This is a genomic window from Bradyrhizobium sp. 31Argb (assembly GCF_043638955.1).
Taxonomy (GTDB): Bacteria; Pseudomonadota; Alphaproteobacteria; order Rhizobiales; family Xanthobacteraceae; genus Bradyrhizobium.
On the sequence record NZ_JBEGDB010000127.1, the window covers coordinates 1 to 22766 of the forward strand.

20 protein-coding genes are annotated in these 22766 nt (G+C 64.7%); 8 read left to right on the plus strand and 12 right to left on the minus strand.

Annotation, left to right across the window (positions count from 1 at the left end; genetic code table 11):
• Positions 1 to 234 precede the first annotated feature (234 nt).
• Genes AAFX91_RS23145 through AAFX91_RS23160 form a run of 4 tightly spaced genes read right to left on the minus strand, consistent with a single transcriptional unit; the run spans position 235 to position 3030 of the window.
• Entirely contained in the window at positions 235 to 1491 is a 1257-nt protein-coding gene (locus tag AAFX91_RS23145) for a CCA tRNA nucleotidyltransferase (protein ID WP_130582717.1), read from the minus strand.
• Positions 1488 to 1751 (minus strand): DUF6111 family protein, encoded by a 264-nt coding sequence (locus AAFX91_RS23150; RefSeq protein ID WP_130582716.1) that lies wholly within the window; start codon positions 1749 to 1751, stop codon positions 1488 to 1490. Before AAFX91_RS23150 ends, AAFX91_RS23145 begins: the two co-directional genes overlap by 4 nt.
• Positions 1748 to 2407 carry a CoA pyrophosphatase gene (locus tag AAFX91_RS23155; RefSeq protein ID WP_394568022.1) on the minus strand — a complete coding sequence of 220 codons (660 nt, stop codon included), beginning with the start codon at positions 2405 to 2407 and terminating at the stop codon, positions 1748 to 1750. Before AAFX91_RS23155 ends, AAFX91_RS23150 begins: the two co-directional genes overlap by 4 nt.
• Before the next feature lie 8 nt (positions 2408 to 2415).
• Entirely contained in the window at positions 2416 to 3030 is a 615-nt protein-coding gene (locus AAFX91_RS23160) for a DUF1285 domain-containing protein (protein WP_394568023.1), read from the minus strand.
• A gap of 234 nt (positions 3031 to 3264) precedes the next feature.
• Here AAFX91_RS23160 and AAFX91_RS23165 point away from each other — a divergent pair, with 234 nt between their 5' ends.
• From AAFX91_RS23165 to AAFX91_RS23190, 6 genes are all read left to right on the plus strand, one after another.
• A complete protein-coding gene (locus AAFX91_RS23165) occupies positions 3265 to 4260 on the plus strand; it encodes a MoxR family ATPase (RefSeq protein ID WP_130582713.1) in 996 nt (331 codons plus the stop codon).
• Complete coding sequence (locus AAFX91_RS23170) at positions 4260 to 5201, plus strand: DUF58 domain-containing protein (RefSeq protein WP_282531622.1); 942 nt, start codon at positions 4260 to 4262, stop codon at positions 5199 to 5201. The genes AAFX91_RS23165 and AAFX91_RS23170 overlap by 1 nt, the downstream gene beginning before the upstream one ends.
• On the plus strand, positions 5198 to 8002 hold the full coding sequence (locus AAFX91_RS23175; protein ID WP_394568024.1) for a DUF4159 domain-containing protein: 2805 nt from the start codon (positions 5198 to 5200) through the stop codon (positions 8000 to 8002). Before AAFX91_RS23170 ends, AAFX91_RS23175 begins: the two co-directional genes overlap by 4 nt.
• Positions 8003 to 8183: 181 nt before the next feature.
• A complete protein-coding gene (locus AAFX91_RS23180; RefSeq protein ID WP_394568025.1) occupies positions 8184 to 10247 on the plus strand; it encodes a hypothetical protein in 2064 nt (687 codons plus the stop codon).
• A 259-nt stretch (positions 10248 to 10506) separates the two neighbouring features.
• Positions 10507 to 10920, plus strand: a complete 414-nt coding sequence (locus tag AAFX91_RS23185; protein ID WP_394568026.1) for a DUF2946 family protein — start codon at positions 10507 to 10509, stop codon at positions 10918 to 10920.
• A 102-nt stretch (positions 10921 to 11022) separates the two neighbouring features.
• Positions 11023 to 13404, plus strand: a complete 2382-nt coding sequence (locus tag AAFX91_RS23190) for a TonB-dependent receptor (RefSeq protein ID WP_394568027.1) — start codon at positions 11023 to 11025, stop codon at positions 13402 to 13404.
• A 194-nt stretch (positions 13405 to 13598) separates the two neighbouring features.
• Here the strand turns inward: AAFX91_RS23190 and AAFX91_RS23195 are convergent, their stop codons facing one another.
• From AAFX91_RS23195 to AAFX91_RS23210, 4 genes are read right to left on the minus strand one after another with little or no spacing between them, the layout of a single operon-like run.
• Positions 13599 to 14111: a GNAT family N-acetyltransferase gene (locus AAFX91_RS23195; RefSeq protein ID WP_394568028.1), complete on the minus strand. Its 513-nt coding sequence runs from the start codon at positions 14109 to 14111 to the stop codon at positions 13599 to 13601.
• A gap of 48 nt (positions 14112 to 14159) precedes the next feature.
• Entirely contained in the window at positions 14160 to 15092 is a 933-nt protein-coding gene (locus tag AAFX91_RS23200; RefSeq protein ID WP_394568030.1) for a glycosyltransferase family 2 protein, read from the minus strand.
• A 44-nt stretch (positions 15093 to 15136) separates the two neighbouring features.
• Positions 15137 to 16282 (minus strand): hypothetical protein, encoded by a 1146-nt coding sequence (locus AAFX91_RS23205; RefSeq protein WP_394568031.1) that lies wholly within the window; start codon positions 16280 to 16282, stop codon positions 15137 to 15139.
• Positions 16283 to 16338: 56 nt separating this feature from the next.
• Positions 16339 to 16815, minus strand: coding sequence for an NUDIX domain-containing protein (locus AAFX91_RS23210; protein WP_394568039.1), 477 nt, complete (start codon positions 16813 to 16815; stop codon positions 16339 to 16341).
• Positions 16816 to 16960: 145 nt separating this feature from the next.
• On the opposite strand from AAFX91_RS23210, the gene AAFX91_RS23215 reads away from it, so the two are divergent.
• Positions 16961 to 17848 carry a metallophosphoesterase family protein gene (locus AAFX91_RS23215; RefSeq protein ID WP_394568032.1) on the plus strand — a complete coding sequence of 296 codons (888 nt, stop codon included), beginning with the start codon at positions 16961 to 16963 and terminating at the stop codon, positions 17846 to 17848.
• Positions 17849 to 17853: 5 nt separating this feature from the next.
• On the opposite strand, the gene AAFX91_RS23220 is transcribed toward AAFX91_RS23215, so the two are convergent.
• From AAFX91_RS23220 to AAFX91_RS23230, 3 genes are all read right to left on the minus strand, one after another.
• Positions 17854 to 18414, minus strand: a complete 561-nt coding sequence (locus AAFX91_RS23220; protein WP_394568034.1) for a hypothetical protein — start codon at positions 18412 to 18414, stop codon at positions 17854 to 17856.
• A 213-nt stretch (positions 18415 to 18627) separates the two neighbouring features.
• Positions 18628 to 18837 carry a hypothetical protein gene (locus tag AAFX91_RS23225; RefSeq protein ID WP_027581316.1) on the minus strand — a complete coding sequence of 70 codons (210 nt, stop codon included), beginning with the start codon at positions 18835 to 18837 and terminating at the stop codon, positions 18628 to 18630.
• Positions 18838 to 18862: 25 nt separating this feature from the next.
• Positions 18863 to 20500, minus strand: a complete 1638-nt coding sequence (locus AAFX91_RS23230) for an isocitrate lyase (RefSeq protein ID WP_394568035.1) — start codon at positions 20498 to 20500, stop codon at positions 18863 to 18865.
• 214 nt (positions 20501 to 20714) lie between these two features.
• On the opposite strand from AAFX91_RS23230, the gene AAFX91_RS23235 reads away from it, so the two are divergent.
• The gene (locus tag AAFX91_RS23235) at positions 20715 to 22160 is read left to right on the plus strand and encodes a short-chain fatty acyl-CoA regulator family protein (protein ID WP_394568036.1); all 1446 of its coding nucleotides are present in this window, start codon (positions 20715 to 20717) and stop codon (positions 22158 to 22160) included.
• Positions 22161 to 22164: 4 nt separating this feature from the next.
• Here AAFX91_RS23235 and AAFX91_RS23240 read toward each other — a convergent pair whose 3' ends face one another.
• Positions 22165 to 22413 carry a hypothetical protein gene (locus AAFX91_RS23240; RefSeq protein WP_394568037.1) on the minus strand — a complete coding sequence of 83 codons (249 nt, stop codon included), beginning with the start codon at positions 22411 to 22413 and terminating at the stop codon, positions 22165 to 22167.
• Positions 22414 to 22766: the final 353 nt, after the last annotated feature.

Consider the following 22766-nt stretch of genomic DNA (forward strand, 5'->3'; position numbering starts at 1 on the left):
TCTGGTCATCCACACGTGGTCCTACAAACTCGCCGACGCCGCGTGATATGATTCGAACCAAGAAAACGCTGACCTAGTTCACAAAGCCGGGTGGCGCCTGGCGCTCAGTGACAATGAGCAACCTCGTAGCCCGGGTGGAGCGCAGCGCAACCCGGGACAACTCCGCTCCATGTCGACCAGCACCCCGGGTTACGCTGCGCTTCACCCGGGCTACCGGACAGGCTGGCGAGGAGTTCACAATCGGTGGTCGTGGGCGAAGCGGGCGACCATCTCATCGGCGATCGCCGAGAGCGCCGCCTGGTCGAGCGGAAACTCCGCAGCGAGCCACGCCTGTTCGGCCTGGGCCAGCACATGGCCGAGCGCCGGTCCCTCGGCAATTCCGCGCGCGATGAAATCGGCCGCTTTCAGCGGAAATTTCGGCGCCTGCCAACGCTGCGGCAGGCGCGCCAGTTCGCGCCAATGAGCGATGTCGTGGCCATCGCTCATCCGCGCCCAGGCCAGCATCATCCGGTCGAGATAGGCCGCCTCGCCGAGACGATAGAGCCAGCGGCGCGCCGCCGCCTCGTCGATACCAGCGAGTTGCCACCAGCGATCCGCCATCGCTTCCAGCGCCTTCGCCTCTGCATTGGTGAGCCGCAGCTTGACCGCAACGCGCTTTGCGTCCTCGGTGATGGCGAGTGCGAGCGCACCGAGCCGGCGCACCGCGCTCGCCTCGAGCCCGAGCTCGCGCTCGGCCGCGATCATGCCTGCGAACGGCGCGGTATAGCCGACGCCGCCCAGAATCATCTGCAGCAGGCCGCCCTCGGCCATCGCGGTGACCGCGGCCACCGCTCCGTCAGCCACCACGAGCTTGAGCATTTCCATGCGCACGCGCTCCGCCGAAAGCTGCGCCAGGCCGGCACGGCCGGCGATGCAGGCGATATAGCCGGCGCGATCGGGATCGCCGACGCCGTAAGCCGCATGCATGCGGAAGAAGCGCAGGATGCGCAAGTAATCCTCGGCGATGCGCTGACTGGGATCGCCGATGAAGCGCACGCGGCGAGCGGCGATATCGTCGAGCCCGCCGACATGATCGTGCACCACGCCTTTGGCATCGACCGAAAGGCCGTTGATGGTGAAGTCGCGCCGCTCGGCATCGCGCGCCCAGTCGCGGCCGAATGCGACCTTGGCCTTACGGCCATAGGTTTCGGTATCCTCGCGCAGCGTCGTGACCTCGATCGGATGCTTGTCGACGACCAGCGTCACCGTGCCATGCTCGATGCCGGTCGGCACGCTCTTGATTCCTGCCGCCTTGGCGCGGCGCATCACCTCCTCAGGGACCGCCGTGGTCGCGAGATCGATGTCGCCGATCGGCCGGTGCAGCAGCGCGTTACGCACCGCGCCGCCGACCACGCGCGCTTCCTCGCCGTTGGCGTTGAGCAGCGCGAGCACGCGTGCCGTGGATCCCGATCTCAGCCAAGGCGCCTGCTCCAGCGCACGTGCGTGCGTCATTTCTCAACTCCGGGCACGAGCTTGCCATTCTCGATATGAGCGGGGATATAGGTCGAATTCGGCGGCGCGCCGGAGAAATGCGCGAGCAGCACGAAACTGACCACGACCAGAAGCAGCGCTCCCAGCACCAGCTTCGCAATCAAAGGCATGGGCCAGGAAGATTTCGCGAAGACGCCGGAGCGCGTTGCAATGAGGAACAAGGCATAGACCGCGAAAGGGATCAGGAAAATTCCGATCTCGGTCAATACCGGACGGATCATGGCAGGTAGATCCGTTCGTACAATACGCGCAGGATCCCGGCGGTCGCGCCCCAGATGTAACGCTCGGCAAAGGGCATCGCATAATAGGAGCGCTCGATGCCGCGAAATTCCTTGCTGTGGCGCTGATGGTTCGCGGGGTTCATCAGGAACGAAAGCGGCACTTCGAATGCGTCGACGACTTCGCCCTCGTTGATCCTGAGCTTGAAGCCGGGCTTCACGCGCGCCACCGTCGGCAGGATGCGAAAACCAAACGCGGTGCCGTAAAGATCGAGATAGCCGATCGGCTCGATGAAGTCGCGCGCGAGCCCGACTTCCTCGTCGGCCTCGCGCAGCGCGGCGTCGAGCGGAGAGGCATCCGTCGCGTCGATCTTGCCGCCGGGGAATGAGATCTGGCCGGCATGGCTGCTCAAATGCTCCGAGCGCTGCGTCAGCAGCACCGTCGGCTCATCGCGGTCGACCACCGGGATCAGCACCGCGGCCGGCCGCACCGGCTGTTCGTGCGCGATGATCTCGAGCATGCGGTCATTGCCGGAGTCGCCGGTCCTCGGAATGATGTTGGGATCGACCAGGCCGGGCGGGACGTCGAAATTCAGCCGCGCGTGGCTGCGCGCGAAAAATTCCGCCGAGCTGATCGCCGCCGGCTCCGTCTTCAGCATCGGCTCGTTCAAAGCGCGTCCCTCACCTCTTTCGCATCCGCCATCGCGAAGAATGCGCCGCCGGACTCGATTCCGAACATCGGACGACCATCGACCATCCGCTCTTCCCCCATGTCAACCAAATCGTAGTAGAGCGGACGGGTGACCTTGGCCCAAAGATCGGCGCGGACGTGCAGATAGGGCGTGAGCCCGCCGTCATTGCCCGGCTCGAAACGGAGGGCGTGCGCGGCGTCGCAATCGACCCAGTCGTCGACATTGGTGCGGAACCTGAGCAGACGTCCGCGTCCGTCCCCATCCTTTTGCATCTCGACCGCGAGGAATGGCGCATCGTCGACGCGGATGCCGACCTTCTCCACCGGCGTCACCAGGAAATGCTTGCCGTCTTCGCGTTTCAGGATGGTGGAGAATAGCCGCACCAGCGCCGGCCGGCCGATCGGTGTTCCCATATAGTACCATGTGCCGTCGCTGCCGATTCGTATATCGAGATCGCCACAGAACGGCGGATTCCATAAATGCACGGGTGGAAGGCCCTTGCCGCCGGCAGGATTTATTTTCGCGGCATTAGTGGCCGCGGCGGTCAATCCTTCGAGGCCCTGACGGCTTGTTTGCCCTTCGTTCGCCATGGTTTGCCTTAAGGTTGAGAGCTTCAATCTGGCACGATTGGTGCACGTCGCTTACGTACATCCTTCAGATGTGCGCGGGGATGGTGTTCTCGCCACATCGTGATGGCGTTCATACCCTGAAAACCCGTTAAGGTGGGGATAGTTTAATTCAACGAATACATGGCCTTCGCGTATGCTTAGCATGGGGCCAATGGCGTGACGACGCGAGGTTGCGCCGTCGATAAGGAGCACGGAATGGCTGGTGCAGACAGTGTCGAAAAACTGGAAGACGTGATCGTCCGCTCGGCCGAGCAGGTTGCCGGCCAGATCCGTACGGCGAAAGAGGCGATTTCCACGGTTATTTTCGGCCAGGACCGGGTGATCGAGAATACACTGGTGACGATCCTCTCCGGCGGACATGCGCTGCTGATCGGGGTTCCCGGCCTTGCCAAGACCAAGCTCGTGGAGACGCTCGGCATCACGCTCGGCCTCGACACCAAGCGCATCCAGTTCACCCCGGACCTGATGCCGTCGGACATCCTCGGCGCCGAGGTGCTGGATGAGAGCAGCACCGGCAAGCGCTCGTTCCGCTTTATCGCAGGTCCGGTATTCGCGCAGCTTCTGATGGCGGACGAGATCAACCGCGCCAGCCCGCGCACCCAATCGGCACTGCTGCAAGCCATGCAGGAGCAGCACATCACGGTTGCGGGTGCACGTCATGACCTTCCCAAGCCATTCCATGTGCTGGCGACGCAGAATCCGCTGGAACAGGAAGGCACCTATCCGCTGCCGGAAGCGCAGCTCGACCGCTTCCTGATGGAGATCGACGTCGACTATCCCGACCGTGAGGCCGAACGTCGCATCCTGTTCGAGACCACCGGCGCGGAAGAGACGCTGGCGAAGGCTGCGATGAACGCGGAACTGCTGCTCAGCGCGCAGCGGCTGGTGCGAAGGCTGCCGGTCGGCGACTCCGTCGTCGACGCCATCCTATCGCTGGTGCGCGCCGCGCGGCCCAATCCGGAAGGCGAGAAGCTGATCGCCTGGGGACCGGGCCCGCGCGCCAGCCAGGCCTTGATGCTCGCCGTCCGCGCCCGCGCCCTACTCGACGGGCGGCTCGCGCCCTCGATCGACGACGTGCTCGATCTCGCCGAACCCGTGCTCAAGCACCGCATGGCGCTGACCTTCACTGCGCGCGCCGAAGGCCGCACCATTCCTGACGTGATCAAGCAATTGAAGACGCGGATCGCTTGATGGCCGCAGAGAACAAGCACCTGAACGAGGAGATCGTTGCGGTCCGACGTGCCGATGGCGAAAGCCGATCGCTCGCCGCGTCGCTGCCGCGCCTGGTGCTCGAGGCCCGCCGCATCGCCAACAACGTCATCCATGGCTTGCACGGCCGCCGCCGCGCCGGCGCCGGCGAAAGCTTCTGGCAATATCGCCGCTTCGTCTCCGGCGAGCCGTCGCAGAACGTCGACTGGCGGCGCTCGGCGCGTGACGACCATCTCTACGTCCGCGAGCAGGAATGGGAGGCGGCGCACACCGTCTGGATCTGGCCCGACCGCTCGCCGTCGATGGCGTTCGCGTCCAAGCAGGCGCGCGATTCAAAGCTCGAGCGCGGCCTGATCGTCGCCTTTGCGCTGGCCGAATTGCTGGTCGCCGGCGGCGAACGCGTCGGCATTCCCGGCTTGATGAACCCGACCGCGAGCCGCACCGTCATCGACAAGATGGCGCAGGCGATACTGCATGACGATGCGACCCGCGCCAGCCTGCCGCCGTCCTTCGTGCCGTCGGCGCTTTCCGAGATCGTGGTGCTGTCGGACTTCTGGTCGCCAATTTCGGAAATCCGAACCACGCTCGCCGGGCTGTCGGCCTCCGGCGCGCACGGCACGGTGATCCAGGTCGTCGATCCCGCCGAGGAAACCTTCCCCTATTCCGGCCGCGTCGAATTCGTCGAACCGGAAGCGGGCACTGCGATCACCGCGGGCCGCGCCGAGAGCTGGGCCAGCGACTATGTCGCGCGCGTCGCGCTGCATCGTGACGAGATCCGCGCCGAGACCAACCGGCTCGACTGGTTGTTCTCGACCCACACCACGAGCCGCTCCGCAGCGGAGCTGCTATTGTTCCTGCACAACGGCATGACGGTCAGCAAGGCCAGCGTACGGTCCACCGTCAAAGTGGGGCTCGGCGCATGATCGCAGGCTTGCCGCTGTCGTTTGCCGAACCGATGCTGCTGCTGGGCCTTCTGAGCCTGCCGGCGCTGTGGTGGCTGCTCCGCGTGATGCCGCCACGGCCGAGGCGCATCGAGTTTCCGCCGACCAGATTGCTGTTCGATATCCAGCCCAGGGAAGAGACGCCATTGCGGACGCCATGGTGGCTGACGCTGCTGCGCCTCCTCGCCGCCGCGCTCGTCATCTTCGCCGCGGCCGGGCCGATCTGGAATCCGCAGACCGGCCTTGCGTCCTCCAAGGCGCCGCTCGTGATCCTGCTCGACGACGGCTGGAGCTCGGCCTCGAGCTGGGACGCGCGGATCAGGGCCGCCGACGAACTGATCGCCAATGCGGAGAACGACCGCCGCGGCGTGGCACTGGTGCCGCTATCGGAGTCCGCGCGTGACATCACGCTGATGCCGGCCGGTACCGCGCGCGTCGCGCTGCGGCAGTTCGCGCCAAAGCCCTATTCGATCGACCGCGTCGACACGCTGCCCGCCATCGATCGGTTCCTGAAAGCCACCGGCGATGCCGAGATCGCCTGGCTGTCCGACGGTGTCGACACCGGGCGCGGCGCGGAATTCACCGAAGGCCTCGGCAAGCTGGTCGAGAACCGCACGCTGACGATCTACGAGGGCGGCGCGCCGTCCGCGCAGGCCCTCGTCGCCGCCGAGAATGCCGCGGCCAAGATGACGGTAAAAGTCCTGCGCACCGAGACCGGCATCACCTCCGGCACGGTGCGGGCGCTGGATGCCAAGGGCTCGCCGATCGGCGAGGCGCGCTACAGCTTCGCTCCGCAGGATCGCGAGACCGAGGCATCGTTCGATCTCCCGGTCGAACTGCGCAACGATATCGCGCGGTTGGAGATCGCCGGCGAGCGCTCCGCCGGCGCGGTGCAGCTCCTCGACAAGAGGTGGCGGCGCCGTGCGGTCGGCGTCGTCTCCGGCGCGACCAACGACACCGCGCAGCCGCTGCTCGCCTCGACCTTCTACCTTTCCCGCGCATTGTCGCCATTCGCCGATGTGCGTCTCGGCGACCGCGGCGCGCCGCAGCAGGCGATCGCGCAATTCCTTGACCAGCGATTGCCGATGATCGTGATGGCTGATGTTGGCACGCTGTCGCCGGAAATCCGCGAGCGGCTCAACGCCTGGATCGACCAGGGCGGCGTGCTGGTGCGTTTCGCCGGCCCGCGGCTGGCGCAAGCCGATGACGATCTGGTGCCGGTGAAGCTGCGCCGCGGCGGCCGCGTCCTCGGCGGCAGCCTGACCTGGGAGAAGCCGCAGCATCTGGCCTCGTTCACCGCCGACGGCCCGTTCGCCGGTCTCGCGGTGCCAAAGGATATCACCGTGAGCCGGCAGGTGCTGGCCGAGCCGGATGCCGTGCTCGCCACCAAGAGCTGGACGTCGCTGGAAGACGGCACGCCGCTCGTCACCGGCGAGCATCGCGGCAAGGGCGTGGTGAGCCTGTTCCATGTCGGCGCGGATTCGCGCTGGTCGGACCTGCCGATGTCCGGCACGTTCGTCGAGATGCTGCGCCGGCTGGTCGACATGTCCGGCTACACGTCGAAGCCTGGTGCTGGGGTCGCCGGCGAAGCCAAGGCCGAGACCGTTGCGCCACTCCGCACGCTGGATGGCTTTGGCGCGTTCGGCCCGCCGCCGTCGACCGCCAAGCCGATGCCGGCCGACTACCGCGACCGTGCGACGCTGGATCACCCGCCCGGCCTCTACGGTCCGGCCGACGCCCCGATCGCCGTCAACACGCTGGCGACCGCCGACCGCATCGCCCCGCTCGATACGTCTGCCCTGCGTGCGCGGCGGGCGAGCTACACCAATGCCGAGCCACGTGATCTCCGCGGCATCCTGCTGTCGTCGGCGCTCGGTCTGTTCCTGCTCGATGCGATCGTGGTCGCCATGCTCGGCGCCGGCCTTGCCGCGCTGTGGCGGCGGCGCGCGGCACCTGCGGCGCTGGCGCTCGCCTTCCTGCTGGCATCGATGGCGCCGTCCACCACGCGCGCCGAGAACAGCGACGACTTCGCCATGAAGGCGGTTTCGCAGACACGGCTCGCTTATGTCGTCACGGGCAATGCTGACGTCGACTCCATCGTGAAAGCCGGCATGTCCGGGCTGACACTGTTCCTGGCGCAACGTACCGCGCTGGAGGCCGGCGATCCCGTCGGCGTCGATCCCGCGCGCGACGAACTCGCCTTCTTCCCGCTGATCTACTGGCCGATCGTCCCCGGCGCGCCAAAGCCACCGCAGGACGCGATCAACAAGATCGACGCCTATATGAAGCAGGGCGGCACCGTGCTGTTCGACACCCGCGACGCCGTCGAGGCGCCGCCCGGCGATAACAGCGGCTCGCAGACGCCGGGCATGCAGGCGCTACGCGAAATCCTGTCCTCGCTCGACGTGCCCGAACTCGAGCCGGTGCCGCGCGAGCACGTGCTGACCAAGACGTTCTACCTGCTGCGCGACTTCCCCGGCCGCTTCACTTCGGGCCAGACTTGGGTCGAGACATTGCCGCGCGAGGACGATGACGAAGCCGCGCAGCGGCCCGCGCGCGGCGGCGACGGCGTCTCGCCGATCATCATCACTTCCAACGATCTTGCCGGCGCCTGGGCGATCCGGCCCGACGGCCAGGCGATGCTGCCGCTCACCCCCGGCGAGCCGCGCCAGCGCGAATTCGCCTTCCGCGCCGGTGTCAACATCGTGATGTACACGCTGACCGGCAACTACAAGGCCGACCAGGTGCACGCGCCGGCCCTGATCGAGCGGCTGGGACAGTGATGCGCATGATAAGCCGGAACACTCACCACGCACACGCCGTCATGGCCGGGCTTGTCCCGGCCATCCACGCCTTGCCACGCTGCAGGAAGAATGTGGATGCCCGGGAGCGCAGACAAGTGTACGCTGTCTGCGCAAGGCAGCCTGCTATGCCCGGGCATGACGATGCGGATCGGTTCTCGCTATGAACTACGGCATCGCATTTACACCCCTCGTTCCCTCGCTCGTGCTGTGGATCGGGCTTGCGGCGATCGTCGTCATAGCGGCGCTACTCCTGCTGTCACGCACGCGCGGCGCATGGATACGCGTCGCGGCGCTGGCGCTGGTTCTGCTCGCGCTTGCCAACCCCTCCTTCACCCGCGAGGACCGTGAGCCCCTGTCCTCGGTCGCCGCCGTCGTGATCGACAAGAGCCCGAGCCAGAATTTCGGCACGCGCAACCAGGAGACCGCGAAGGCCCAGGAGGCGCTGGTCGACAGCCTGAAGAAGATCAAGGGCCTGGAAGTGCGCGTCGTCGACGCCGGCCAGGCCGACGGCGAGACCGACGGCACCAAGCTGTTCGGCGCATTGTCTTCCGCCTTGTCGGACGTTCCGGTCGACCGTGTCGCCGGCGCCTTCCTGATCACCGACGGCCGCGTGCATGACATCCCGGCCAATGCCGCCGCCCTCGGTTTCCAGGCGCCGGTGCACGCGCTGATCACCGGACGCAAGGACGAGCGCGACCGACGCATCGCGATTTCGGCCGCGCCGCGCTTTGGCATCGTCGGCCAGACCCAGACCATCACCTACCGGCTCGACGACCAGGGCGTGACCGGCCAGAGCGCCAGGATCACCGTGCGTCGCGACGGCGAGGTAATCAACGAGCGCACGCTGCAAAGCGGCCAGACCGCCAATGTCGACATCGATATCAAGCATGCCGGACCCAATATCGTCGAGATCGAGGCATCTCCGCTCGACAATGAACTGACGCTGGTCAACAACCGCGCGGTGGTCGCCATCGACGGCGTGCGCGACAAGCTGCGCGTGCTGCTCGTCTCCGGCGAGCCGCATTCCGGCGAGCGCACCTGGCGCAACCTGCTCAAGTCCGACGCCAGCGTCGACCTCGTGCATTTCACCATCCTGCGTCCGCCGGAGAAGCAGGACGGCACGCCGATCAATGAATTGTCGCTGATCGCGTTTCCGACCCGCGAACTGTTCCAGCAGAAGATCAACGAATTCCAGCTCATCATTTTCGACCGCTACGCCCGCCAGGGCGTGCTGCCGATCGCCTATTTCGACAATATCGCGCGCTATGTCCGTGCCGGTGGCGCGGTGCTGGTCTCCGCCGGTCCGGACTATGCGTCCACGACCAGCATCTGGCGTACGCCGCTCGACTCGGTGCTCCCGGCCGAACCCGTCGGCGTCACCGAGAAACCGTTCTATGCGCATCTTTCCGACGCCGGAAAGCGCCATCCGGTGACGCGCGGGCTGGAAGGTTCCAGCAGCGAGCCACCGCATTGGAGCCGCTTCTTCCGCACCGTCGACACCCGCAACGCGATCGGCCAACCCGTGATGACCGGCGCCGATGGCAAGCCGTTGCTGCTGCTGTCGCGCTTCGGCGAGGGTCGTGTGGCGCTGCTGCTCTCCGACCACATCTGGCTGTGGGCGCGCGGCTATGAGGGCGGCGGTCCGCATCTCGACCTGCTGCGGCGGATGTCGCACTGGCTGATGAAGCAGCCTGATCTGGACGAGGAGGCGCTGCGGCTGCAGATCCAGGGCCACGATCTCTCCGTGGTGCGCCAGACCATGGGCGACAGCGTTCCGCCGGTCACCGTGACCTCGCCGAGCGGCGCCACGCACGAATTGACCCTGACTCAGGGTGAGCCTGGCGAATGGAAGGCGACGCTGCCCGCCAACGAGCTCGGCCTGTGGCAGGCAACCGACGGCACGCTGAAGGCATTGGTCAATGTCGGCCCGACCAACCCAAAGGAATTCTCGGAAGTGACGTCCACGACCGAGATGCTGAAGCCGCTGGCGCAGGCGACCGGCGGCGACGCCCGCCGCGTGGTCGACGGCACCAGCCTCGATATGCCCCGCATCGTGCCGGTGCGTGCGTCGAGCGTGTTCCGCGGCGAGGGCTGGATGGGCGTCAGGATGCGCGACGCCAGCGTCGTCAAGGGCGTCGGCGTGCTGCCGATGTTCGCAGGCCTGATCGGCCTGTTGCTGCTGCTCGGTGCCTTCGCCGCGACGTGGCTGCGCGAGGGACGATGAGATCGCCCGATCCGTAGTCCCGTAGCCCGGGTGAAGCGAAGCGGAGTCTCGAGGGATGGGCCTCATGGTTCGAGACGCGCGAAGACGCGCTCCTCACCATGAGGGTCTGTCACCTCACCGCCGTTGCAACAATCACACAGCCTCAACCGATCGCGCGGCGCTCGCCTGAGCCGCGGTTGACACCGCCATCTCCTTCCGATGTTATAATATAACATCGGGACGGTTGGGGTAACCGTCCCCCGGGGGTGGGCGTAAACTCGTGAAGTGGATTCGAAGACACGTCAAACTTGGCGCGCGACTGGCGCTATTCGCGCTCGCCGTTCAGTTTGTGCTGTCGTTCGGCCATTTCCATCCGGCGCAGGCCGCTCCCGCTCTCCAGACCGCGACATCGCAGACCGACTTCCTTCGCGCCGCGGACCTCGTGGTCACGGATGCGGCGAGCCTGTCCGCGCCCCAGCAGCAATCTCCGCACCAGGATAACCACCAGCAGCCGACCGACGGCTGCGCCATCTGCGCCGTCATTGCCATGGCGCACGGCATGCTGTTCGCCACGCCACCGGTGCTGTTGCTGCCGCAGGCGATCGAACTTCTCCAACTCACCACCGAAGCCGACTTCGCCCATCTCGGCACTACCCATCGGGCGTTCCAGTCGCGCGCGCCACCCCTCTCCTGATCGATTGACCGAACTGCCTTCGCACGCCCGCCGCGCAAGCGGGATGCGAAGGCCATCGCAATCGGTGCGTCGGCTTGGCCGACGGCATCAGGATCAGGAAAAATGGGATTCAAGAGAAAACGAGCATTCCACGTCGGTGGAGCAAGCTGGCTAGCACTATGCGCGTTCGGCAGCGGCGCGATCGCTCAAGACGCACCTGCATCGGCGCCGGCAACGCAACTGCCTGAGATCAACGTGACGGCACCAAGTCCGATCGTGCGGCGCCACCGGGCCGTTGCTCCGGCGCGCGCCCCCGTTCGCGCCGCGCGCACCACACCCGGCCGCAATCGCGAGCGCGTGGCCCAACAGCCGCAGCCCGCGCCGGCCGCGCCGCCAGCGCCACAGCAAGGGGTGCTGCAGGTCGTGACCGATCAGTTCGCAACGGTCACCGTGGTGCCGAACGAGGAAATCCGCCGTGAGGGCACCGCCCAGCTCGGTGACCTCCTGTTTTCCAAACCGGGCATCACCGGCTCAACCTTTGCACCAGGCGCTTCGAGCAGGCCGGTCATCCGAGGCCTCGACGTCAATCGCGTTGGAATCATCGAGAACGGCAATAACGCCGGCGGCGCCTCGGATCTCGGTGAGGATCATTACGTGCCGGTTGATCCGCTTGCCACCAACCAGGTCGAGGTCATTCGTGGTCCGGCGGCGATGCGTTACGGTTCGACTTCGATCGGTGGCATCGTGAGCGCGACCAACAACCGCATTCCGGACGCCCTTCCCTCATGCGCGGCCCCGCCGTTCCAAACCTACGGCCTACCGGCGAAAGCGCCGCTGGCTGGCGCGCCTTCGTCACCTTGCGTGAACGTCGAAACGCGAACGGCAGTGAGCTCCGTCGACCGTGGCGTCGACGGCGGCATCCTGATCGATACCGGGGCAGGCAATTTCGCGTTTCACGCCGACGCCTTTGGTCGCAAGGCCGGCGACTATAACATCCCCAGTTATCCCTACCTGTTCGACCAAACCAGACCGGTCAACGGACGGCAGCCGAATTCGGCGATGCAGGCGGATGGTGCCTCGATCGGCGGCTCGTATATCTTCAATGGCGGCTTTATCGGCGCTGCAATCACCCAAAACGATTCACTTTATAGCATCCCCGGCATCGACGGCGCCGACCATCAGACCCGGATCGACGCACATCAGACCAAGATCACCATGAAGGGCGAATACCGGCCGGATGCGGCGGCCATCGATGCAATCCGTCTCTGGGCCGGCGCGACCGACTACAGGCACAACGAGCTTGGGCTCGCCGATCCAGCCAATCCCTTCAGCGACGGCGTACGCCAGACCTTCACCAACAAGGAGCAGGAAGCCCGCGTCGAGGTGCAGTTGATGCCGTTCAATGCGCGCTTTGCCGACGTGACCACCGCATTCGGCCTGCAGGGCGGCCACCAGGAATTGACCGCTCCGAGCCCGGACGACCCCGGCTCGCTGTTCAACGGCCTGTGGAATCCGAACAACAACAACCGTATCGCCGGCTACGTCTTCAACGAGTTCAAATTCTCCGAGACGACCAAGGCGCAGATCGCCGGCCGTGTCGAGCATGTCGAGTTGCACGGCTCGACGCCGAATTTTCCACCCGACTTCCTGCCGGACGGCAATCCGCAGTTCAACATCGCCCGCAATCCGTCCTTTACGCCGAAGAGCGGCAGCATCGGGTTGATCCAGAACCTGCCCTACGATCTCGTCGGCAGCATCACCGCGCAGTATGTCGAGCGCGCGCCGAAACCTGCCGAACTGTTCTCACGCGGCCCGCATGACGCTACCGCCACCTTCGATATCGGCGATCCCAACCTGACGATTGAAACGGCAAAGTCGGTCGAGATCGGTCTGCGCAAGGCGACCGGATCGTTCCGCTTCGAGGCGACCGCCTACTACACCCATTTCGACAATTTCATCTTTCGCCGGCTCACCGGCGTGATGTGTGACGAGGACTTCAATTCCTGCGGCGCGCCCGACGGAGAATTGAACCAGGCGGTCTATTCCCAGCGCAACGCCACCTTCCGCGGCGGCGAGTTCCAGAGCCAGCTCGATATCGGGCCGCTCTATGGCGGCATCTGGGGCATCGAGAACCAGTTCGACATCGTCCGCGCCACCTTCAGCGACGGCACCAACGTGCCTCGCATTCCGCCGATGCGCCTCGGCGGCGGCGTCTATTGGCGCGACGACAACTGGTTCATGCGCGTCAACCTGCTGCACGCGTTTGCACAGAACGACGTCGCTCCGATCGCGGAGACGCCGACGGCGGGCTACAACCTGCTGAAGGCGGAGGTCAGCTACAAGACCACGCTCGATCCGTCCTGGTTCGGCGCACGCGAGATGACGGTCGGTCTCGTCGGCAACAACCTGCTCAACGAGAACATCCGTAACTCCGTCTCCTACACCAAGGACCAGGTGCTGCTGCCCGGCATCGGCGTCAGGGCCTTTGCGAACCTGAAGTTCTGAGCCGGCCCCCTCCCTCTTCCACGGCTGGTGGGAGAGGGAGGAACGTACCTAGAGCATTTTCGATTCTGATTGAATCAGCACCGAAGCTCTAGATTCTTGTTTTGACGCGTTTTCTACGCAGATAAGTCTACGCAATCTGCGTAAACTTGATTGCTATGCGAACCGGTGCCCACTTCGCTCGAAAACGCTCTAACCTACCGCGCCTTGCTCCAATCGGGGCCGATCGGTCCGGAGACGTCGGTGAAAGCGCCTTCCACAAGTTCGGCCACCAGCAGGCGGTTGTAGTCGACCGGACCGGGCATGGTCGCCCTGCCCTTCGGGATCACCTTGAAGCCGACGCGGCTGTAATAAGGCTCGTCGCCGACCAGAATCACGAGGCGGTGCCCTTTGGCCTTGGCATCGGCGAGCGCGCGGTCGAGCAACGCGCGGCCGACGCCGCGGTCGCGGAACGGCGGCTCCACCGTCAGCGGGCCCAGCATCAAAGCCGGTGTGTCACCGATCATGACGGGCAATTGCCTGACCGAACCGACCAGGAGGGTGCCGATGCGCGCGGTGAAGGACAGATCGAGCAGATGGTCGACATGCTCGCGCAGCCGATAGGCGCTAAGCACGAAGCGGCCGGGCCCGAACGTACGTTCGTGCAGGCGCTCGATCGCCTGGGCGTCGTTCGGCGCTTCCGGCAGGATGGTCAGCGACAAATCACTCATGGTGAGGCGCGGGATAGCACCTGGATCGGGCGCGGTCCATCGCCCGCGTCATTTCTTGTTAATGGCCGGCTGGGACAGGTAGGCGAGCAGCTTCATTTCGCGGCGGCCGCGCGTCACCGTGTCGAGCACCAGCCCTGACGAGACCGACAGCATCGCCACGATCATGAGGCCCGTCGACAGCACCGCCGTCGGCAGCCGCGGTACGATCCCCTCCTCGATGAAAGTGATGACGATCGGGATCGCCAGCACGATCGAGATCAGCGCGAGAACCATCCCGATGCCGGTGAAAAACCGCAGGGGCCTCTCCGAGCGATAGAGCTTCAGGATGGTTCCGAGAATCCGAAACCCGTCGCGCCAGGTGTTCAGCTTGCTGACCGATCCCTCCGGCCGGGCATAGTAGGGCGACTCGATCTCGCCGACCGGCAACGCCAATTCCAGCGCGTGGACGCTGAGTTCGGTCTCGATCTCGAAACCGTCCGACAGCACTGGAAAGGACTTGACGAAGCGGCGCGAGAACACGCGATAACCGGACAGGATGTCGCGAAAAGCGTGGCCGAACACGGCGGAGAGGAAGCCGGTCAGCATCCGGTTGCCGGTGCGGTGGCCCCTTCTATAGGCAGCGGCGGATTGATCGATCCGAACGCCGACCACCATGTCGAGATTATCGTTCACCAGGGCTTCGATCATGCGCGGGGCACTCGGCGCGTCGTAGGTCGCGTCGCCGTCGACCAGGACATAGATGTCCGCGTCGACGTCGGCGAACATCCGCCGCACCACATGTCCCTTGCCCTGGCGCCGCTCGCTGCGGACCTCTGCACCGGCGGCACGCGCGATCTCGGCGGTACGGTCGCGCGAGTTGTTGTCATAGACGAAGATCTGTGCCTGCGGCAGCGCCTTGCGAAAATCGGCAACCACAGTGCCGATCGCCGCTTCCTCGTTGAAGCACGGCACCAGCACCGCGACGCGCAATGCGGAAGCCATCATTGCCACCGTCGCTGACCGAGCCGTGACATCCTCGCCCCCCATCAGGCACTCGCTTTTTGCGGCGCGCCAAAATCATCCGCGAGCTTCGGCGCCGAATGATCCAGGGTCGCGAACAACAGCGTCCACAATGACAGCATGACGATCGGGATCACGTAATAGGGCGTGAAGACGGGATGGCTCATGAAGAAGATCAGGTTGATGACGAGGTTGAGCGCGACCACGGCGACAATCTGTCGTGTCGCCACGCGCCCCCCGGACCGCCATAGCGCCACCACCCAGGCGATCGCAATCAGCAGCAGCGGGAATTGTGCATCCCGCACATATTGCAGCAGGATCGACGCATTCAATTCCGGCGGCACCGCGTCGACACCGCCATAGGTGGTCGAGAACGGGCTTCCCGCATTGATCGCGTTCGCGATCAGTGTTGGCGCCATGCCAATCAGGAACGCGATGCCGAACGAGAGACCCTGCCAGAAGGTATTCATGTTCCGTGCACGCAGGAAGGCGACGAGGAAGAACACCGCATAACCTGCCGCGAGAAGCAGGTTCGGCAGGCGGAAATTGACGGAAAGGCCGATCAACAAGCCAACTGCCGCGGCAAGCAGGATACGACGGGTGCCCGCACTAGCGAACAGCCGCGCGGTCAGGAAGCCGGTCAGCGCGCAGACGACCATGGTCGGCGCCACGGAATAGCTTGCCTTGGTCGGATTGATCATCAAATAGAGCGCCACGATGCCGAACACGCCGGCGAGCACGACAGCGGAACGCGTGACAGCGCGGGCCAGGGCAAGCAGCGCAAGCCCGAAAATCGCGATCGACGCGGCGGCATAGAGCGGGATCACCTGAAAGCCCGATGGAAACAGCGCGAGCACGAAGCCGGTGCCCGGCGGATATTGCAGCACGACCTTGTTCAACGCCGCCGTGAAGGTATGGCACGGCAAAAGCGCGGGATCGCCGGGATCCGGGAAATTGATCTCCTGGAGCTTGCGCAGCATGTAGCGGTCGTCATCCCTGGCGATGTTCGTGTCCAGGCCGCTTATGCCGAAGCGCTGGAACAGATGCGCCTGGCGGAGGTAGCAGATGTCATCATAGACGCCGCGGCTTTCGTTCCATTTCGAGATTGTCCAGATGTTGCTGATCAGGATCAGCAGCAACACGACGCCGAAGGCGGTTTTCAATTGTTTCATCCAGCCCCTGTCGCGGCGTTCGATCTTTAGGACGCGTCTTCTAGCACAAGCCGTCGCTAGCGCCATGTGGCGATCGGCGCCCCGCCGCCGAGCACTTCGGCTATCCGCAGGCGGGTGCCGGGCGTGGTGTCGGCGGGCAATGCCGCCGGATCGAAGAAACCGGTGTCCACGATCTCATGGTTCGGCTCCGGCAGGCGGTCCTGGCGGTACTGCCTGATGACATAGACCGCGACATGGTCGCGGCGGGAGACATGGCTGTTGAGGAAGACACCGTGCAGCACCGGGGTGCCCACAAGCTCGATGCGCCCCTCCTCCTCGAGCTCGCGCCGCAGCGCTTCCATCAGCGTCTCGCCGACCTCGACGCCCCCGCCGGGCAGGTACCAGCCGCTGACATAGCTGTGCTTGACCAGGAACACCTTGTTCTCGTCATTGAGCACGACCGCGCGCACGCCGAGCGTCATGCCGCGGGCCAACCGAAAATAGAGATGGAACACCCGCCTGAGCTGCGGCTCGTAGCGCTTGCGCAAATCCATCAGGATCGTCACGAAAACCTCGACTGGAACGACAACGACGTTTGATCCTTGCGCGGAAGGCGCCCGCTTGCCAATAGAATGCGGACCATCAGGGAATGACCATGCCGCGGCTGTATATCACGGACAGGCCAACAGGGACGGAATGATGGCGGCGTTTCGGTTGGCGCATCTGTCCGATCCGCATCTGCCGCCGTTGCCGGTGGCGCGGCTGCGCGACCTCGCGGGCAAGCGCGCCTTCGGCTATCTGAACTGGACCCGCAACCGTCACAAATACCATCGCCGCGAGGTGCTGGACGCGCTGGTGGCGGATCTGCAGGGGCAATACCCGGATCACATTGCGATTACCGGCGATCTCGTCAACCTGGCGCTGGAGACGGAGTTCAAGCCGGCGCGTGCCTGGCTCGAGAGCGTCGGCCCGCCGGATCGCGTGACCGTCGTTCCCGGCAATCACGACGCCTATGTGCGCTCGACGCGGCATCGCTTCGCCGCAACCTTCGCCGACTATCTGCGCGGCGATGGTGCAGATGGCTCCGCATTGTTTCCGTTCCTGCGCCGGCGCGGTCCGGTGGCCCTGATCGGCACATCCTCCGCAGTGCCGACGCCGCCCTTGATGGCGACCGGATGGCTCGGCCACGCGCAGCTCGCAAGCCTCGAGCGGATGCTGGCGGAGTTGTCGACCGAGGGCGCCTTCCGCGTGCTGCTGGTCCACCATCCCCTGCATTCGGATGCGCGCGTCAAGCGGCTCACCGACTCGCACAAGCTGCTCGATCTCATCAAGCGATACGGCGTGGAATTGATCCTGCACGGCCATGACCACGTCCATTCCACGATGTGGTTCGACGGGCCGAGCGGCAAGATCCCGGCGATCGGCGTGCCCTCGGCTTCGGCGCTGCCCCGCCATCATTATCCGGCGGCGGCGTATAATCTGTTTTCGATCGAGCGCGACGGCAATGCCTGGCGCTGCGAGCAAGTGGTGCGCGGGATCGGCGACGATTTGCGCGTCGGGCGTTTGAGCGACACGCGGCTGGCGTGAGGCCGCTAGAGATTGTCCAGGCTCGCAAACAGCGCCAGCGCGAACAGCGCGAGCGCGCCGAGGATGAAGCCGAGCAGGAACATCCCGAATCTGCCACGGCGGCGCCGCGGCTTCTCAGCGGGCACGGGCTCCGCCGCCTTCGGGCTCGCCACCATCGCATGCTCACGCTCGATCATGCGGCGGGCGACATAGTCGGTGACGGCATCCACGATGACCGGAACGTCGTGCGATTCGGCGAGCACGATGCGGCCGAAACGGGTGTCCTGCACGAAGCGGTAGATCCGCTTGTCGCGCCCCATCACGATATGGGCGACGACATCGATCCACAGCCGCGGCGTCTCGCCCTGGCTGATGCCGCGGTCGAACAGGTCGACCTTTTCCGGCACCTGCGCGAACAAGGGATCGAGCGCCTCGTTCAGGATCTCCAGCCGCGCGACCTCGGCATCGCGCAACTCGACGACGACGCCAGTGCGATCCGCAGCCTCGATCCGGGCCTTGCGCAAAGCTTCGCGCAGCGTCGGCCGCATCTCGCTCGCGGCATTGCCGGTATTCTGGGCGTCCGACATCCCTTGCGGCCTCGTCCTGACGGGTTCTACGCGTGTTAACCTATCAGTAACCGTTACGTCCGCAAAGGCCGTTGGTTCCCAAGGGGTTATCGGGCGACTTATCCCCAAGGGGGCGTCAAGGGGCTGTCCCGAAATCAGACAGCCCCACCCGGAAATCCGGATGGGGCCGTCCGTCCTTGGACGTCTTCTTCAACGCTGACCGTCGGCAGCCTGTCAGGCCGGGACGCGGGAGGGCTCTTCCACGATGGAGAAGCGTACGCCGGCCTTGTGGCGGTTCTCTTCCGACACTTCGCGCCAGCAGTCCTCCGCCTCCTTGCGGGTCTTGAACGGACCTTTGACCTGGGCCGAGCCTTCGACGAGCTTGTGGAAGTTCATCGAACCGAACTCACCGCCGATCACCCAGAAATTGCTGCCTTTGGTCATGATAGTCTCCTGATCGATTCCACCGTTAGCCGAACTGGTTCATCGTGTTGTGGGCGCCGCCCGCCTTCAGCGCGGCTTCACCGGCGAAATATTCCTTGTGATCGTCGCCGATATCGGAGCCGGCCATGTTCTGATGCTTGACGCAGGCGATACCCTGGCGGATCTCCTGGCGCTGAACATTCTTCACATAGCCCAGCATGCCCTGCTCGCCGAAATACTCCCTCGCGAGATTGTCAGTCGACAGAGCTGCCGTGTGATAGGTCGGCAACGTGATCAGATGATGGAAGATGCCGGCGCGCTTGGCTGAATCGGCCTGGAAGGTGCGGATGCGCTCGTCGGCTTCGATTGCCAGCGGCGTGCTGTCGTATTCCGCCTTCATCAGCTCGGCGCGGTTGTACTTGCTGACGTCCTTGCCGGCTTCCTTCATCGCGTCGTAGACCTGCCAACGGAAGTTGAGTGTCCAGTTGAAGGACGGCGAGTTGTTGTAGGCCAGCTTCGCGTTCGGAACCACCTTGCGGATCCGATCGACCATCTTGGCGATCTGCTCGATATGCGGCTTCTCGGTCTCGATCCACAGCAAGTCGGCGCCGTTCTGCAACGAGGTAATGCAGTCCAGCACGCAGCGGTCTTCGCCGGTGCCGGGGCGGAACTGATAGAGATTGCTGGGCAGCCGCTTCGGACGCATCATCTTGCCGTTCTGGTTGATGATGACATCGCCGTTCCGAGCGTTGGCGGCCGTCACTTCCTCGCAATCCAGGAAGCTGTTGTACTGGTCGCCGATGTCGCCGGGCTTGTGGCTCACGGCGATCTGTTGCGTGAGGCCGGCGCCGAGCGAGTCGGTGCGGGTCACGACGACGCCATCTTCGACACCTAACTCAAGGAACGCGTGACGGCAGGCACGGATCTTCGCGAGGAAGACCTCATGCGGCACGGTGACCTTGCCGTCCTGGTGGCCGCACTGCTTCTCGTCCGAGACCTGGTTTTCGATCTGCAGGGCGCAGGCGCCCGCTTCGATCATCTTCTTGGCGAGCAGATAGGTCGCTTCCGCGTTGCCGAAGCCGGCATCGATGTCAGCGATGACGGGCACGACGTGGGTCTGGAAGTTGTCGATCTTCTCGATCAGCGCCTTTTCCTTCGCCTTGTCGCCTTCCTTGCGGGCGGCGTCGAGCGCGCGGAAGATATCGTTCAGCTCGCGCGAGTCCGCTTGACGCAGGAAGGTGTAGAGCTCCTCGATCAGGGCCGGCACCGAGGTCTTTTCGTGCATCGACTGGTCCGGCAGCGGTCCAAACTCGGAGCGGAGCGCGGCGATCATCCAGCCGGACAGGTACAGGTAACGGCGATCGGTCGTGCCGAAATGCTTCTTGACCGAAATCAGCTTCTGCTGGGCGATGAAGCCGTGCCAGCAGCCGAGCGACTGGGTGTACTTGGTGGGATCGCCGTCATAGGCGGCCATGTCGGCCCGCATCAGCGCCGCGGTGTAACGCGCGATGTCCAGGCCGGTCTTGAAGCGGTTCTGCAACCGCATGCGCGCCACGGCTTCGGCGGTCACACCGTTCCACGTGTCCTTGGTCTTGAGGAGTGCTTCGGCGGCTTCAATCTCGCTCAGATAGGAAGCCGGTCCCTGGATCGACCGGTCGCTGATCCCACGTGGCTGGTAGTTCATGGCGTGCTCCTTTTCGGTGACGACAAGTCTGCAGCGTTTGTCTTCGCCATCGACATTCGTGACAGTGCATTGCGAAATGCGTGTCAGGAGCTAAACGCGACGCGCCGGAGTTAGTACAGATGCCTTGCATTCGAATGGTGATGTCATGTAACATCTGTTCTTGTGTGAAATGTCATTTTGTAAATTTTGTAAATAATAGGTCAGGAATGCTGCCATGCCTGCCGAGTCCGGAAAAAAGCTGTTTGTCGGCCCCCGATTCCGCCGGATCCGGCAGCAATTGGGGCTGTCGCAGACCCAGATCGCCGAGGGGCTCGGCATTTCCCCGAGCTACATCAACCTGATCGAGCGCAACCAGCGCCCGGTGACGGCCCAGATCCTGCTCCGCCTGGCCGAGACCTACGACCTCGACCTGCGCGACCTCGCGACCGCCGACGAGGATCGCTTCTTTGCAGAGCTCAACGAGATCTTCTCCGATCCCTTGTTCCGCCAGATCGACGTTCCCAAGCAGGAACTGCGCGACCTCGCCGAGCTCTGCCCCGGCGTAACGCACGCACTGCAACGGCTCTACGCCGCCTATACCGAGGCGCGCCGCGGCGAGACCCTGGTCGCTGCCCAGATGGCCGACCGCAACGAAGGCGCCCGCTTCGAGGCCAATCCGATCGAGCGCGTGCGCGACCTGATCGAGGCCAACCGCAACTACTTCCCCGAGCTCGAGACCGCGGCGGAAAATTTGCGCGACGAGCTGAACGTGGCCGCCGACGAGCTGTTCGCGGCGCTCTCCGCGCGGCTCCGCGAAAAGCATTCGATCGTGACCCGGATCATGCCGGTTGACGTGATGCGGGAGACGCTGCGGCGCTTCGACCGCCATCGCCGGCAGCTCCTGATCTCCGAGCTGGTCGATACACCGAGCCGCGCCTTCCAGCTCGCGTTGCAGATCGGGCTCGCCGAATGCGGCGGAAGCATCGATTCCATCACCGGCCGCGGCGGTCCGCTCGACGATTCGGCGCGCCGGCTCTACCGCATCACGCTCGCGAACTATTTCGCCGCCGCCGTGATGATGCCCTACCAGCCCTTCCTCGCCGCCGCCGAGGCGCTGAGCTACGACGTGCATGTGCTGGCGCAGCGCTTCAACGCCGGCTTCGAGCAGATCTGTCATCGCCTGACCACGCTGCAGCGGCCGAACGCGCGCGGCGTGCCGTTCTTCATGCTGCGGGTCGACAATGCCGGCAACGTGTCCAAGCGATTCTCCTCCGGGACGTTCCCATTCTCGAAATTTGGCGGCACCTGCCCGCTGTGGAACGTGCATTCGACCTTCGATACGCCGGACCGCCTGCTCAAGCAGGTGATCGAGCTGCCCGACGGCACGCGCTATTTCTCGATCGCGCAGATGGTGCGCCGACCGATCGCACCGCACCCGCTGCCACAGCCGCGCTTTGCGATCAGCCTGGGCTGCGAAATCCGCCACGCCTCGCGCCTCATCTACGCCGCCGGCATGGACCTCGAGAAGGCCGAGGGCACGCCGATCGGCGTCAACTGCCGCCTCTGCGAACGCGAGAACTGCGCCCAGCGCGCCGAGCCGCCGATCACGCGCACGCTGATCCTGGACGAGAACACGCGGCGGGTGTCGTCGTTCGCGTTTTCGAATGCGCGGGAGCTGTGAGGGATCAATCCACCGCAGCAAAGACCTTGCACCAGCCGTCGCGGCTGATGTCGCCGGCGACAACCTTGCAGGATTTCGGTGCTTCGAAGAATGTGCACATGCCGCAGCTATAGATGCCGCTCGGCGTATCCTGATAGCCGGCTTCCTGCAGCGTCATCTTTTCCGTTGCGTTCGCCCGCGACCTGCGCAACAGCAACGTGCCCGATGCGGTGCCGAGGAGCGTGCGGATGAGTTTTCGCCGCAACTGATCCATGCTGATCGCCTTCGATCGTCCCGTGATTACCGACGATCATAGTGAAGAGATCACGGCCCCAGCGTGGCGAACAAGCAGTTGCGGGACTGCGTAGGGTGGGCAAAGGCGCGTCTATCGCGCCGTGCCCACCGTCAAGCACTCCACTCGTAATGGTGGGCACGCTTCGCTTTGCCCACCCTACGGCTTGCCGCGAGTTATGATTCAATTGTCAAACAGCGGAAAGGATGTGAGTCCGCGTTCTCGCGGCATGCATTGCCCGAGCTTTGCGTCTCGTTTCACCCTCCTCGATATCAGAGGGCGCAGGGAAAGCCGGGTGCCGGTTGCACCCATGGGTCCCGTGCAACAAAAAGCAC

Bases quoted from the DNA above. Each gene is read 5' to 3' on its own strand.
- AAFX91_RS23145 (WP_130582717.1), bottom strand. From the start codon at position 1,491: ATGACGCACGCACGTGCGCTGGAGCAGGCGCCTTGGCTGAGATCGGGA.
- AAFX91_RS23150 (WP_130582716.1), bottom strand. From the start codon at position 1,751: ATGATCCGTCCGGTATTGACCGAGATCGGAATTTTCCTGATCCCTTTC.
- AAFX91_RS23155 (WP_394568022.1), bottom strand. From the start codon at position 2,407: ATGCTGAAGACGGAGCCGGCGGCGATCAGCTCGGCGGAATTTTTCGCG.
- AAFX91_RS23160 (WP_394568023.1), bottom strand. From the start codon at position 3,030: ATGGCGAACGAAGGGCAAACAAGCCGTCAGGGCCTCGAAGGATTGACC.
- AAFX91_RS23165 (WP_130582713.1), top strand. From the start codon at position 3,265: ATGGCTGGTGCAGACAGTGTCGAAAAACTGGAAGACGTGATCGTCCGC.
- AAFX91_RS23170 (WP_282531622.1), top strand. From the start codon at position 4,260: ATGGCCGCAGAGAACAAGCACCTGAACGAGGAGATCGTTGCGGTCCGA.
- AAFX91_RS23175 (WP_394568024.1), top strand. From the start codon at position 5,198: ATGATCGCAGGCTTGCCGCTGTCGTTTGCCGAACCGATGCTGCTGCTG.
- AAFX91_RS23180 (WP_394568025.1), top strand. From the start codon at position 8,184: ATGAACTACGGCATCGCATTTACACCCCTCGTTCCCTCGCTCGTGCTG.
- AAFX91_RS23190 (WP_394568027.1), top strand. From the start codon at position 11,023: ATGGGATTCAAGAGAAAACGAGCATTCCACGTCGGTGGAGCAAGCTGG.
- AAFX91_RS23195 (WP_394568028.1), bottom strand. From the start codon at position 14,111: ATGAGTGATTTGTCGCTGACCATCCTGCCGGAAGCGCCGAACGACGCC.
- AAFX91_RS23200 (WP_394568030.1), bottom strand. From the start codon at position 15,092: ATGGCTTCCGCATTGCGCGTCGCGGTGCTGGTGCCGTGCTTCAACGAG.
- AAFX91_RS23205 (WP_394568031.1), bottom strand. From the start codon at position 16,282: ATGAAACAATTGAAAACCGCCTTCGGCGTCGTGTTGCTGCTGATCCTG.
- AAFX91_RS23210 (WP_394568039.1), bottom strand. From the start codon at position 16,815: ATGGATTTGCGCAAGCGCTACGAGCCGCAGCTCAGGCGGGTGTTCCAT.
- AAFX91_RS23215 (WP_394568032.1), top strand. From the start codon at position 16,961: ATGGCGGCGTTTCGGTTGGCGCATCTGTCCGATCCGCATCTGCCGCCG.
- AAFX91_RS23220 (WP_394568034.1), bottom strand. From the start codon at position 18,414: ATGTCGGACGCCCAGAATACCGGCAATGCCGCGAGCGAGATGCGGCCG.
- AAFX91_RS23225 (WP_027581316.1), bottom strand. From the start codon at position 18,837: ATGACCAAAGGCAGCAATTTCTGGGTGATCGGCGGTGAGTTCGGTTCG.
- AAFX91_RS23230 (WP_394568035.1), bottom strand. From the start codon at position 20,500: ATGAACTACCAGCCACGTGGGATCAGCGACCGGTCGATCCAGGGACCG.
- AAFX91_RS23235 (WP_394568036.1), top strand. From the start codon at position 20,715: ATGCCTGCCGAGTCCGGAAAAAAGCTGTTTGTCGGCCCCCGATTCCGC.
- AAFX91_RS23240 (WP_394568037.1), bottom strand. From the start codon at position 22,413: ATGGATCAGTTGCGGCGAAAACTCATCCGCACGCTCCTCGGCACCGCA.